We start from the raw sequence: 12,453 nt of genomic DNA, 5'->3' as shown, positions 1-12,453 counted from the left end.
TTGCTGGTTTGTGCCTGGCCTATCCGGAGATCTGCTGGGCGAGTGCTTTTATTTTATCAGCCCAAGGGGGCGAGCCCCAATCTGGGTGCAGTAATTCGAACTGTTGCAGGACAGTTTTTGCTTGATTCAGGTCGGTTTGCCGCAAGCAAGCCAGCTGGTAATACTTCGCCTCGAACCACTCGGGACTGCCGTTTTTCAGCCCAATTAGCAGGGTTCGCCAATGCCCCAAAGACTGGTTGTAATTCTTGAGGGTGAACTCGACTCTTCCCAGCCGCTGCAAATAGTCCTGCTCGTTGGGGAAGGCTTCGACCAGCATCCGCAGATACGATGCCGCATCGGACCATTGCTGGAGCCGCTCGGCGAAGCCAGCCGCTTTCGAGCATGCGACTTTGGCGTTCTTGTTCTGTTGCAACTGGCCGGAGTTCGCACCGAGGTGTTTGATCAGCCGGCTGTAGATATCGAACCCTTCCTTAAGCAGTTCGTTGGAGGGCATTGTCGACGCGGCGACCTGGCGATCGATTTCCAACGCACGCACGATAAGTGCTGACTGTTCGTACGGGGTTCCCTTGGCGTGCACCAACAGCCAGTCGGCATGCGAGGCGACCTCGTCGTCGTTCTTTTGCGATCGCGCCAGCAGCAAGGCCTGGTAATGGTAATCGACCCAGGCTCGGTCTTCCGCCGGAAGCTTGCTGACGAGGGTCTTCGCTGCGCCGACGTACTTGGCGAAGTCGCCGTTTCCCAGCAAGTCTTTGCGAGCCAGGTCTGCCACGTTGAGCAGGCAGCGGGCAACGCCGGAGGTTTGATCGTTGGACGCCGATGTCTTGCTAAGTCGCGACTGCAGATCGTCGGCAACTTCTTTCAACTGCCTGGCCAGGCTCTTCTTTTCATCGTCGGACGAGGCCTGATCGATCTGCTGCCGCAGCAAGTTGCACAAGTCGAACTTGGCCGACCAGAAGTTTGGATCGCTCGCGTCGATTCCTTGCAGTTGGCGGATTGAAGAGGTCATCGAACCGCGCGACTGCTGTAGCTTGGCGATGAAGTAGTCGGCCTTCTGAGCGTAGGCATGGTTGGGGAAGTCACGCTTCAAGTCTTCCAGCACTTCGACCGCCCTCAGCCCGAAGCGAGGTTCGTCTTTGGCAAGCGTTTGATAAGCGACGAACGCCATCCAGGCCGCTTCGACCGCCTTGCCAGGATTGGGGCCTTTCAGCCCAGCGACCGAGTCTTGAAAGCTGCGGCCTGCCTCGGCGAACTCTTCCAGGCGATAGTTGCACCAGCCGAGCGTGTAACGACATTCGCTGGCGGATAGCAGATCGCTTTTGGCCTCCGGAGCGGCCAACGCGTCGCGAAGTTCTTTCTGGGCATTGCGGTAGTCGGCCGGAGCTTTGCTCTTTTCAGCCTTGGCAAACTCTTGTTGCCCAACCAGCCACATCATGTAGAAGCCGGAAGTCTTCTCGAGATCGACTTCGTACTTCTCGATCAACTGAATCGCCGCGGAATGATGCCCCAGCTTCGCCAGGCCGACGAGCCCTTGCACGCCCATCTCGTGAATGGCAGGATCCTCTTTTCCGGCTCGCAACCCAGTATCGGCCAGCAGAACGCATAAGCTCGTTTTGCCTGGGGAGGTGTCGCCATGAAAGGCTTGCACAGTCGTCTTGCCGAAACTGGCGGCTTCGGTCAGCTTGCCGGCATTGATCAAGCCTCGGCAGAACCAATAGTCGGATTGATCGGCGATCTCTACGCTCGTAGCACCGGACTCCAGCAACTCGATACAACGTCGGCCATCCGGCACGTCGTTATCAAGGATCTCGGCCATGGCCAACCCGATCAAGGCTCGCGCTCGCCACTCTTGCTGCAGAGCCATGCGATTCGGATCGGCGGACTCGTACCAGGGAGACGACTGATTGGGGGTCTCTTTCAGATCGAGTAGTTCGCGAAACAAGCGAATCGCTGTCTTTGAATAGTCCGACGGCGTTTGCTTCCCTTCGGCCAAAGCAAGGTAATAGTTCGACCAGGCTCCGAAGAACGCGGCTCGACCGACGACCCCTTCCAGTTCCTTGTTCGCCTGATCTCGGCTCTCGCGCGTTGGACCAGGCGGCATCCTGTCGATCAGTTCGTACTGCTGCTCGACCTGCTTTTCGATCGACTTGTGATACTCAACCAGCTTCGGGGCGATCTTCTTGAAAATTTCCAAGGCGACCGTTTGGGAAGCGGTATCGGTCGGGTCGTTCAGCCAGCGCGAGGCGGCCGCTTCGCCTCGGTTGTAGTCGGCTTGCAGCAGCATGACTTGCAGCGCCGGCTTATCCGCGCTGGGATTCGCCGCGAGAAACTTCTGCACCTGGTCGAGGTAATACTTCGAGCGGGCCGGGTCGTCGGCGTAGGTCATCAACTGCGTCGCGTATAGCTGCGATGTCGTATCGAGGAGTTCCTCGCGTTGCTGGGCAGGAATGGCCGATCTCAGGTAACGTTCTGCCAGGATCAAGCGTTGATCGGGCATCTTCAGCTTGCTGAGGTAGCGATCGACACGATGATACTCTTCGATCATCTGCTGCGGCGTTCGCGAATCGTTGATCTGCGCTTGAGCGAAGGCATCGGGAACTTGCACCGCGCATAGCAGCAGCGCCGCCTGGCAAACGAGCCAGTACGAAACAGTTCGAGATGAGATCGAAAAACGCATGACGATTGGGGGAGTGCAGGGAAGGCTATTGAGGCGTCAGCGGCACGTAAGAGACGCCAGGAAATTCGGCGTTCTTACAGGCCTGGATGGCGGCGGCAGCCATCCCATAGGGAGCGGCGTCGGGGGCTCGGACGAACGCGCCATCTTCTTTGTTGGGGAATTGGTTGAGGACTTCTTCTAGTTCGGCGAAGGTTGTCAGGTTGTTCGTCCCGATCTGATAGACCCAGCTTCCGTCGACATTGGCCAGCAGGACAATGGCGGGCTCCAGATCGGTTTCCGAGGCCGCGCTCGACTTCTCGTTCACCTTGGTCACCGCATCCAAGTCACGCTCGGTCTTGGTGAAGCTGGCGGTCACGATGAAGAAGATCAGCAGCAGGAACACGACATCAATCATGCTGGTCATTTCCAGCGTAATCTGCCGTTTGTGGGCTCGTTTGTGGCTCGATAGTTTCATGGTTAGTTGGGCACCTGGACCGCGAGTCGGACCTTCGAGATTCCTTGGCTGGCCAACTGTTTGACCAAGGCGTTGGGCGTTTCACAGGTTGCGTTCTGATCGATTCTTACGACGACCGTCACCAGGCTTGGGTCACCGCCATTGGATTGCAGTTCGTTGCTCACCAGAAACGCGACGTCTGCCAACTGCAACGGGTTGCCGGCCACGACGATCTCGCCGGCCTTGTTGATGTTGACCACCAGCGAAGTCTTCTTCTGGTCTTTGGCACCCTTCAGGTTCGGCAGTTCCAGCTTCTCGCGATTGGTTTCCGAGACCTGGCTGACCGTGATGAAGAAGATGAGCAACAGGAAGACGATGTCGATCATCGGTGTGATGTCCATCCCCTTGGTGTGCCGCACTCTTTTCTTCGAGAGTTTCATCGGATGTGCTCCTCCGTGAACTTAGCGGCGACGGCCAAGCGGGGTCAGGATCTGTTCGACACGCTTGCCGACTTCGGCGACCAGCGAATCGATGCGATTGCCGAAGTAGCTATAGGCGACCATCGCGGGAATCGCCACCACCAGACCCAGCAGCGTCGTGACCAGGGCCTGACCAATCGACCCGGCCAGGTCTTCCGGTTTCGGGGCACCACCACTCGCGGCGATCGTATTGAACGCCTTGATCATACCGAGCACCGTACCGGTCAGCCCAAGCATCGGAGCGATCGAGCCAATCAGGCCCAGCACTTCTGTCTTGCGATAGAGCTTGGCGGTTTGGTCTTCGCCTGCTTCTTCGACAGCGGCTTTGTATTCGGCGAAACCGAACTCGGCACCTTTGAAGCGTTCCAGGCCAGCTTGCACCACGTAGGTCAGCAGCGATTGGTATTCGGGGTTCTTACAAACTTCGAGTGCTTCGTCGACGCGGCCCTGGGCGATCATCTCTTCCAGTTCGTACGCCACCCCTTCCGGCATCAGCACGCTTTTGCGGATCGTCAGGAAGTGCTCGACGATGAAACCGATCGCCACCATCGACAACAACCCGATCAGCACCCCGACCGGACCACCATCCATCAGCGTGTCGAGCAGGGTCTTTTCTTCATATTCGGGACGGGGCGCCGTCGTGGCGGCATCGTTGCCATCCATCGTCAGCGTATCGCCGGCGGGCGGAGGTGAACTTCCGTCTTGCGCCCAGCTTTGGACGGCAAAGATGCCCAGCAGCAGAACCAGACAATAGAAGATGCCCGCTTTGGGCGTCGAGTTGCGTCGCATATCGTAGGTGCCTCTCAAGGATTGCTCGGAAGTTGTCGCGAGGATCTTATCTGCTTGGCATGCGAAGTTCCGCCATAGAACAACAGCAGTTGTCGGCGTACGTCCGCGGCTTGATCCGGTTGTTTGATTCGCAGCAGGGCGTTGTGGGCTTCCAGCAGTGCGGCGGCTGCCAGCTCGGGCTGATCGGTTCCGTACAATGCAGGAACATGGAGCAAGTCGAGCACGCCATGCTCGATCATCAAGAACTCGCTCGAACGAGCGCCGGCGACTCCCTGCAGATACCAGGCCACCGGCAAGTTACGGCTGTCCATCGTATGGATGACCGGAACCAATTCCGAGCGGGCCACAATCAGGTTGCCGGTTTGCACCTGGGTTTGGGCGGCCAGCAGGTCGTTCCACTGCTTCAAGGTTGGGTTGCCGGTCTTGAGCTTGCGTTCCCATTTCTCGGCTTCGGCAAAGTCGTGTGCGGCGATCGCCAAGGCTGCCATGTAGATGTTGACCGCTTCCGGCGCTTTCTGGCCGAGCGAATTGGCAATCGACGCCGCCTTCGGTAACGCTTCGGCGGCCGCCGTTTGATCGAAGAACAACGGCAGTAGATCGGTGCTCAGCCCGGTTTGCTTGTCGTACTCCAGGCGTCGCGGGCCCGGCAGGGAAGGGGGCTCGCTGCGGTTCGCTTTCAGGCAGCGAATGCAGCAGAAGTAAGCTTCCAACGCGGCCTCGCGCTGACCATTGGCCAGGCGGCCCCACATGGTGGCCTGACAAACCATGTAAGCCGTTTTCGAGTCGCGATCTTTGTAACGCTCGAAGACCGCCTCGGCTGGTTCTTGCAGGCCGCTATAGTCGCCGACGGTCAGTCGTTGATGAATGCGGTAGAGAGGCAGACCAAGGTCATTCCGAAGGCGATCGAAGTCAGCTTGCTTATCCGGAGCGACCGTGCCCAGTTCAATTTCGTGCCACGGAATCAGGTTGTTGTCGGTAACCTTGACCCCTTCTTCGTCGAAGCCGACGACGGTCACGTTGCTGATCAGTCGCAAGTCACGCAGGATCAAGCGATCCGCATAGGCACGATCGTTCGCCACCGCCAGACATACGCCGACCGTCAATCCAACCACGATGCGACGCCACTGTCTCGCAAGTGGCCGGTTAGAAGGCGGAGACATGGCGGTAACTGCCTCCCGAGTCGTTCGCAATTTGCCGCATTAGCGGGGCGGCTTGTTTGTCGAGAAATGAAATCGCGTGGATCTTCGATTTGTTGCTGCCACCCACGTTCAACGCCTTCACGCGGCCCACGACGTCGTCGTCGAACAAACCATCGGTCATGAAGAAGATGGCATCCGGAGCAGGGGCCAGCTTGAACGCTTCTTCGAATGCCGAGACGGGCATGGTGCCCCCTTGGGCCGAAACGGTATCGAGCCAACGCTTCACGTTTTCGAGATCGCGTTTAGGGTTTCGCCACCCGCGCATGTTGTACGGAACGGACTGACTGTTGAAGAACACAATCTGAAACTCAGACTCGCGCGACATGCTGCGGACCGCTTCCAGGATCTCTTCCTTGACATAGTCGAGCTTGGCACCTTCCATACTGCCGCTGCAGTCGGCAATGATGCAAATGCGGGAACCTTCGGCCCGGACACCCATGAAGGTCGTTCCGGCACCAACGGCCCCGCCGCCGCCACCGATCGTGCTGAGCGCGCCTGCCCCGCCGCCCGCCGCTCCGCTGGGAAGCAACTGCGAAAGACTCACTTCTTCGCCCATTTGCGATGTGGCCGAGGAAGGGGGTTCGATGTCGGCGACCAACTCGTCGAGACTGGCGGTCTCGGAGCTTTGTTCGACTTCGCTCGTATCGAGGACGTCGCCACCGGAGTCAGCAAGCTTGATGCTCGGAAGTTCCCCAATGCCGACCTCTTCGCCTTCCGGTTGTCCGCTCGAATAATTGCAGGTCACCGATGCCAGGACGAAGATGATTGCCATGTGAAACAGTAGCGAGGCAAAGCCTGAGATACTGTCGGTCAACCAATGGTGGGCCGGGGCTTCGCTGGTCTGCTCTTGAGCCTGGCTAACCTGCTCGGCGTCGGGCAACCGGACGACATTGCCGCAGTGCGGGCAAACGACTTCCCCGCCTAACTGCTGGGCGGTCGCCGTCAGATGTTTGCCGCAGTAAAAGCAGGAAAGTTGCATCAAGGGAGCTCACGAAAAGTCATTGTCCCCCGGAGGAGCGGGAAACTGCTAAAATCAGAGGAGCGTGGCAGTTGCGTTCCAAAAGCTGGTGTACACTGCACACTCATCATCCTAGGAATAGAATTCAACCCGGTCAATGAAATGGAAGGTTCGAGGAACTCTAGGGAAAGTTTTCGGCTATGAGTTAGCCTGGGACCGACCCAAGAACGCTCACTTTCATGCCTTCTACCCCATCAGGGTTATCAGTCGAAGAGAATTTAATGCCAGACAACGCCAAGAATTTCGAGGGTTTGAACGTCGCTTCGTTTGAAAGTCGCCGCCAGAAAGAGATGGCGATGATGATCGAGAAGTTCGGCGGGGTCCCGCACGTCAGCCCTTCGATGCGAGAGGTTCCTCTTGAGGACAACCAAGGCGCAATCGATTTCGCGAACCGCGTCATCACCGGCCAGGTCGATATCGTGATCTTCATGACCGGTGTCGGCTTCAATCACCTGCTGGCCGCCATCGATCGCAAAGTCGACAAGCAGCAGTTCCTGGATGCGTTGTCCGACATTATCACGATCAGCCGCGGCCCCAAGCCGGTTGCCGCGATGCGGGAAGTGAATCTCACGCCCACGATCAAAGTGCCCGAGCCCAATACCTGGCGCGAGATCTTGCAGACGATCGATACCGAGATCCACATCGCCAATCAAACCTTGGTGGTGCAAGAGTACGGTGTGACCAACGCCAGCCTGGTCGCCGGGCTGGAGGCTCGTGGGGCGAACGTCGAGACGCTGCACGTTTACGACTGGGACTTGCCGGAAGACATCGGTCCGTTGGCAGCTAACATCCAGAAAGTGATCGACGGCACGATCGACGTGTCGCTGTTCACCTCGGCCAACCAGTTGAATCACGTCCTGAAATTGGCCGAACGTCAGGGACAGTTAGAAGCCTTCTCCGCAGCATTGCGGGGAACGGTTATCTGCAGCGTCGGCCCAACGATGAGTGAACGCCTGCGTGACCTTGGTTACCCGGTCGATGTCGAACCGGCGCATCCCAAGATGGGACCCTTGGTTTCGTCCGCCGCGGAACGCTCGAAGTCAATCCTCGTTCGCAAACGTCAGATTCGCGCCGTACTGGAAGAAACAACTAAAGTGGCACTCAACAAAGAAGCGGCCTGGTACAACAGTGCGTTCCTGAAGGCTTGCCGCCGCGAGCCGACCGATTACACCCCAGTCTGGCTGATGCGTCAGGCAGGGCGTTACATGAAAGAATACCGCGACGTCCGCGCGAAGACGACGTTCCTCGATCTTTGTAAGAACCCGCAGTTGTGCAGCGAAGTGATGTGCACGGCGGTCAACAAACTGGGCGTTGACGCGGCGATTATCTTCTCGGACTTATTGCCGATCTTGCAGCCGATGGGGCTCGATCTGGAGTTTGCCAAGGGAGAAGGACCGGTCATCCATAATCCGATTCGCGAAGCGGCCGACGTCGATCGTGTGCTGGAACTCGAAAGCACCGACTCGCTGCACTACGTGATGGAAACCGTGAAGCAGACGCGTGCCGATTTGCCGGCCGATATGCCGTTGATCGGTTTCGCGGGGGCACCGTTCACACTGGCCAGTTACGCCATCGAAGGTAGCGGCAGCCGCGACTACGTGAACACGAAGACCCTCATGTTCCGCGACCCAGGCGCCTGGCGAGAACTGATGGAGCGTTTTGTCCGCGCGATCTCGCGTTACTTGAATGCTCAGATCGCAGCCGGCGCCCAAGCTGTGCAGTTGTTCGACTCGTGGGCTGGTGCTTTGGGACCGGACGATTACCGCCGCTACGTGCTGCCGTACGTGAAAGATATCGTTGCCCAGATCGCGCCTGGCGTCCCGGTGATTAACTTCGCCACAGGGAACCCAGCGCTGCTGCCGATGCTGGCGGAATCGGGCGCGGCAGTGGTCGGTGTCGACTGGCGTATCCGCTTGGACGTGGCCTGGGAAACGATCGGCCATAACATCGCCGTTCAAGGAAACCTCGATCCGGTTTCGCTGTTGGCCGATCCGATGGAACTGCGTCGCCGAGCAAAAGATGTCTTGGATCAAGCGGCCGGCCGCCCAGGGCATATCTTCAACCTGGGGCATGGTGTGATGCAACAGACCCCAGTCGACAACGCTCGCGCATTGGTCGACATGGTTCACGAAATGAGCCAACGCAAGTAAGCCGGCGGAAAGCTCGCTTACCGACTGCCACGCAAAGGCATATTACCGATCAGGGTCGCGATTTTTGCGGCCCTGATCTCTTCAGGCGATGGCGGGCATCGTATCGCTGGCGCGGCGATGGTCGAAGTCTCCGCCCGAGACCACGGGCGTTCGCATCGTGATCTGCAGCGGTTCGGCCAGTTGGCGGAAGGCAGTCGTCTGCATCGACATCGTTTTCCAGCGTGGCGAGATCTTCCGAGCCCACGCCAGGTACAAGTCGAGCCGCACTCCGATGAACGCGTACAAGCGATCGTTATGCGGAAACAGCAACTGCTGCGGAACCGGAGCCATGTCGCCGACCACGTCGTAGACGAAGACCAGCAGCCCACGAAACTGCGGACCGAGCAGCCGTTGCCACTGCGACAAGCTTTGCAGATCGTCGGTGGTCGTCCAGTTCTTCCAGTAGCGGTTCTTGCGACCGGAGGGGAACCTGCGACCTTTCACGTCGATCAACCACGACATTTCGCCCCCGGGAGGCGTGGCAATGAAGTCGAGGTTTTTTAGCGAGCCAGCCCCGAACAACGACCGGCGACGCTCGTCGACGGCAATGTAGGGGATCTTTTCGCTGCGTAGAAACGCTTCAAGTGCTACTTCGTAGTGATTCGTGCGGATGGTCATCGGTGTTGGCCCCCGGAAAGTTGCTCGAATTGAAGCCGGTGTCCTTCGATGGCTTCAATATCGCAACTAGGGGTGACAACACCTTGTCACCGGGGTTATGCGGTGCCCCGCAGAATTTCCGGAATAGCCGCGATTAGTTCTTCCGCACCCCCCGCGAGACTGACGGTTTTCGAGTCGCCGGTCTTCAAATCCTTCAGTTGGCAACTGTTCTCGGCCAACTCGCGGTCGCCAGCGACGATCGCCACTTTGAAGCCGCGGCGGTCAGCGTACTTGAGCTGCTGACCGATTTTCTTGGCTTCCGGATACAGCTCGACATTGAAGCCGGCCTTGCGGAGCAGGGCGGCAATTTTCAGATACTGCTGCAGGCTGTTCTCGTCGAAGTAGGCCAGGAACACTTCGGCCGGCGTCGTGCGTTGTTCCAGCTTGCCGAGTTCTTCCATTGCTGCCAGCAGTCGATCGAGCCCCAGCGAAGCCCCGATGCCTGGTAGCTCCTGGTTGGTGTACAAGCTGGCCAGGTCGTTGTAGCGACCGCCGCTGCAGACACTACCGATGCTTGGCAGTTCGCCCAGGAAGGTCTCGAAGATCGTGCCGGTGTAATAGTCCAAGCCACGCGCGATCGAGACATCGATCTGCAAACGCTCGGCCGGAACCCCTGCCGCGGCGGCAGCCTGAGTCAGTTCGCGCAGTTGTCCAACACCGATCTCACCCTTTTCGCTCCCGGAAACAAGGCTATCGAGTGCCGAAAGGATCTCGTCGGTCGAACCGCCGATCTCGGCCAGCTTCAACACCTGGGCTGCTTGCTCGGCCGAAGCGCCGGCCGCTTGCTGCATTTCTTCGGCGACCTTTTCGGGACCGATCTTGGCCAGCTTATCGAGTGCCCGCAAGATCTCGGTCGACTTGTCGACCAGGTCGAGCTTCTCGAGCAGACCGGAAAGGACCTGACGATTGTTGACCCGGACGGTGAACGAATCGAAGCCGATGGCGGTCATCAGGTCGTGAATGACCAGGGCCGTTTCGATATCGGCCACCATGCTCTTGGTTCCGATCGTATCGAAGTCGCACTGCATGAACTCGCGGTAACGACCACGCTGCGTGTTCTCGCCGCGATAGACCGTGGCGATGTGGTATCGCTTGAAAGGGGTTCCCAGCACGCCGATGTGCTGCGCAGCGAAGCGGGCCAGCGGGACCGTCAGGTCGAACCGCATCCCGACATCGCGGTTGCCATGATCCTCGAAGCGGTACATCTGCCGATCGGTTTCGTCGCTCCCTTTGCCAAGTAAGATCTCGGCGTATTCCAGCGTTGGCGTGTCGATCGGAGCGAAGCCGTACGAACGATAAACCCGGCGAGCCGTGTTGATCAGTTCTTCGCGCGGCATCATCGCATCGGGCAGATAATCGCGAAAGCCACGGAGTGTACGGGGCTGGATCAGCTTCTTCTTGTTCGACATGGAAATGAAATCGGTTGGCGTGATGAAGGGACGTGGTGAGAGAGGGACAAGTGTCCCTCTCAGAATGTTCGAGGCGAACTACGAAAGAATCGGCAGCGCCGGTGGTTTCGGGCTACGAATACTTTGGCCTGGCCGCTTCGGCATGATGGCCTGGGCGTACTCCCAAATCTGTTCGGGCGTTTCAAAGTACTTCTCGTAGCACCAGTCGTCGTCGTACTCGCAAGCGTCGGTGGTGTAGTCGCGGCAGATCTGCGGACGGGTCTCATAGATCCCGCACATATGATCATCCCGCAAGTGCTTGCAGGTGGTGTGCACCAACAAGTACCAGGTATCGTCGTCCAGAAATACCGAGGCTCGATCGTGCAGCAGGTACCACCGAATGAACTCGAAGTCCGAGAACTCGGTTGGGGTATCGATCGGCAGCGCAAAGTAGCGACAACACTTGGCCGTGCAAAATTCGCACAGCACCTGACCGGGCTCGAGATCTTCTCGACGTACCTTGGTGTCTAGCATTTTGGCCATCCTCGGCGTTTGGGCAGCGTTGTTAAGATGTAAGGCTTGTTCGGACAAGGTATCAAACCCGTGCTACAATGCCTAGTTCGGGTCGATATTCGAACTACTGGCAGGGGGCCGTATTGCGGCGAATTCCCCGGTCTTTGGCCCTCTCCGCAGGCAGCGATCGAGGGGGCATGGCATTCCCTCGTGTAAAAAGGCCTCTGGCGATGCTCGTTGTGATTACCGCGGTTGGACCCGACAACGTTGGTCTGGCAGATCCGATTATTCACTATGTGACGGGTTTGGGAGCCAATATCGCCGAGATCCAGATGTACGACCATGACGAAGAAGCGGTCTTCGCCATGTTTCTGCGGATTCATATCGATGCCGATTTGTACCCTTCGCTGCGGAGCGCTTTGACCGAGATCGGTCGTCTGAAAAAGCTGGCAATTCGCGTCTGGTCGGCGGATGTCCGTCGCGATCGTCCTCGCATTGCAATCTGTACCACCTTTCGACCGGAACCAGCTACGGCCGTGTTGAAGGCGATCGAGTCAGGCGATATCCGGGCTGAAGCCGCTGTGATGATTGGCAACCGCGATACCTGCCAGGGGCTGGCCAAGCAGTACGGCGTCGACTGGCAGAATATCGGTGGCGAAAAAGGGGAGGCAGACGACGACCGGTTGATCGAGATCCTCGACGAGTACGAGATCGACTATGTCCTGCTGGCCCGCTACATGCGCGTCCTGCCGGCTACCAGTTGCTGGAAGTATGCGGGCGGCCGCATTATCAATCTGCATCATGGGCTGCTGCCCAGCTTTCCAGGCATTCGTCCCTATCACGATGCCAACCAGGCCCGCATGTTGACCTACGGGGCAACCTGTCACTTTATCGTCCCCGAGCTGGACGCCGGCAATCAGATCATTCATCAAGAGACCTTCTCGGTCGAGCCCGGCACGAAAATCGACGAGATTGTGCGAATTGGCCAGGAAGAGAACGAGCCGAAGTGCCTGGTCGAAGGGCTGCGTCGTGTCGTCGATGGCGAGGTCGAATTGCACTTCCATCGGATCGTTCCTCGCCGCAGCTAACGATCCGCCGCCAGTTGCGATAGTGC

The 12,453-nt window shown here is 58.3% G+C and carries 11 protein-coding genes; 2 read left to right on the top strand and 9 right to left on the bottom strand.

Translation table 11 applies throughout. From position 1 onward, the window contains the following. Positions 1-19: 19 nt before the first annotated feature. From ABD890_RS11470 to ABD890_RS11445, 6 genes are read right to left on the bottom strand one after another with little or no spacing between them, the layout of a single operon-like run. A complete protein-coding gene (locus ABD890_RS11470) occupies positions 20-2,674 on the bottom strand; it encodes a tetratricopeptide repeat protein (protein WP_345088981.1) in 2,655 nt (884 codons plus the stop codon). Between the two features lie 25 nt (positions 2,675-2,699). Next, positions 2,700-3,128, bottom strand: a complete 429-nt coding sequence (locus tag ABD890_RS11465) for an ExbD/TolR family protein (RefSeq protein ID WP_345088978.1) — start codon at positions 3,126-3,128, stop codon at positions 2,700-2,702. A gap of 2 nt (positions 3,129-3,130) precedes the next feature. Continuing rightward, a complete protein-coding gene (locus tag ABD890_RS11460) occupies positions 3,131-3,547 on the bottom strand; it encodes an ExbD/TolR family protein (protein ID WP_345088975.1) in 417 nt (138 codons plus the stop codon). Positions 3,548-3,568: 21 nt separating this feature from the next. After that, the gene (locus ABD890_RS11455) at positions 3,569-4,375 is read right to left on the bottom strand and encodes a MotA/TolQ/ExbB proton channel family protein (RefSeq protein WP_345088972.1); all 807 of its coding nucleotides are present in this window, start codon (positions 4,373-4,375) and stop codon (positions 3,569-3,571) included. Positions 4,376-4,389: 14 nt separating this feature from the next. Further along, a complete protein-coding gene (locus ABD890_RS11450) occupies positions 4,390-5,535 on the bottom strand; it encodes a hypothetical protein (protein WP_345088969.1) in 1,146 nt (381 codons plus the stop codon). Continuing rightward, positions 5,519-6,553, bottom strand: coding sequence for a vWA domain-containing protein (locus tag ABD890_RS11445; RefSeq protein ID WP_345088966.1), 1,035 nt, complete (start codon positions 6,551-6,553; stop codon positions 5,519-5,521). Before ABD890_RS11445 ends, ABD890_RS11450 begins: the two co-directional genes overlap by 17 nt. 260 nt (positions 6,554-6,813) lie before the next feature. Between ABD890_RS11445 and hemE the strand changes: the two genes are divergently transcribed. After that, positions 6,814-8,742, top strand: coding sequence for a uroporphyrinogen decarboxylase (hemE, locus tag ABD890_RS11440; protein WP_345088963.1), 1,929 nt, complete (start codon positions 6,814-6,816; stop codon positions 8,740-8,742). An 81-nt stretch (positions 8,743-8,823) separates the two neighbouring features. Here hemE and ABD890_RS11435 read toward each other — a convergent pair whose 3' ends face one another. The 3 genes from ABD890_RS11435 to ABD890_RS11425 form a co-directional block, all read right to left on the bottom strand. Beyond that, positions 8,824-9,399, bottom strand: a complete 576-nt coding sequence (locus ABD890_RS11435; RefSeq protein WP_345088961.1) for an HYExAFE family protein — start codon at positions 9,397-9,399, stop codon at positions 8,824-8,826. A gap of 95 nt (positions 9,400-9,494) precedes the next feature. Next, positions 9,495-10,829 carry a histidine--tRNA ligase gene (hisS, locus tag ABD890_RS11430; RefSeq protein ID WP_345090897.1) on the bottom strand — a complete coding sequence of 445 codons (1,335 nt, stop codon included), beginning with the start codon at positions 10,827-10,829 and terminating at the stop codon, positions 9,495-9,497. A 96-nt stretch (positions 10,830-10,925) separates the two neighbouring features. Further along, positions 10,926-11,360: a YkgJ family cysteine cluster protein gene (locus ABD890_RS11425; RefSeq protein WP_345088958.1), complete on the bottom strand. Its 435-nt coding sequence runs from the start codon at positions 11,358-11,360 to the stop codon at positions 10,926-10,928. A 209-nt stretch (positions 11,361-11,569) separates the two neighbouring features. On the opposite strand from ABD890_RS11425, the gene ABD890_RS11420 reads away from it, so the two are divergent. Next, positions 11,570-12,427, top strand: a complete 858-nt coding sequence (locus tag ABD890_RS11420; protein WP_345088955.1) for a formyltetrahydrofolate deformylase — start codon at positions 11,570-11,572, stop codon at positions 12,425-12,427. Positions 12,428-12,453: the final 26 nt, after the last annotated feature.

It is taken from the genome of Bremerella cremea (genome assembly GCF_039541315.1).
Classification (GTDB): Bacteria; Planctomycetota; Planctomycetia; order Pirellulales; family Pirellulaceae; genus Bremerella; species Bremerella cremea.
Note: the sequence above shows the minus strand (reverse complement) of the source record. Positions and strands in the feature narration are given on the sequence as shown.

Excerpts from the sequence above, each read along its gene's own strand:
- ABD890_RS11455 (WP_345088972.1), bottom strand. The coding sequence starts at position 4,375 with ATGCGACGCAACTCGACGCCCAAAGCGGGCATCTTCTATTGTCTGGTT.
- ABD890_RS11425 (WP_345088958.1), bottom strand. The coding sequence starts at position 11,360 with ATGCTAGACACCAAGGTACGTCGAGAAGATCTCGAGCCCGGTCAGGTG.
- ABD890_RS11435 (WP_345088961.1), bottom strand. The coding sequence starts at position 9,399 with ATGACCATCCGCACGAATCACTACGAAGTAGCACTTGAAGCGTTTCTA.
- ABD890_RS11450 (WP_345088969.1), bottom strand. The coding sequence starts at position 5,535 with ATGTCTCCGCCTTCTAACCGGCCACTTGCGAGACAGTGGCGTCGCATC.
- ABD890_RS11445 (WP_345088966.1), bottom strand. The coding sequence starts at position 6,553 with ATGCAACTTTCCTGCTTTTACTGCGGCAAACATCTGACGGCGACCGCC.
- ABD890_RS11420 (WP_345088955.1), top strand. The coding sequence starts at position 11,570 with ATGCTCGTTGTGATTACCGCGGTTGGACCCGACAACGTTGGTCTGGCA.
- ABD890_RS11460 (WP_345088975.1), bottom strand. The coding sequence starts at position 3,547 with ATGAAACTCTCGAAGAAAAGAGTGCGGCACACCAAGGGGATGGACATC.
- ABD890_RS11470 (WP_345088981.1), bottom strand. The coding sequence starts at position 2,674 with ATGCGTTTTTCGATCTCATCTCGAACTGTTTCGTACTGGCTCGTTTGC.
- ABD890_RS11465 (WP_345088978.1), bottom strand. The coding sequence starts at position 3,128 with ATGAAACTATCGAGCCACAAACGAGCCCACAAACGGCAGATTACGCTG.
- hemE (WP_345088963.1), top strand. The coding sequence starts at position 6,814 with ATGCCAGACAACGCCAAGAATTTCGAGGGTTTGAACGTCGCTTCGTTT.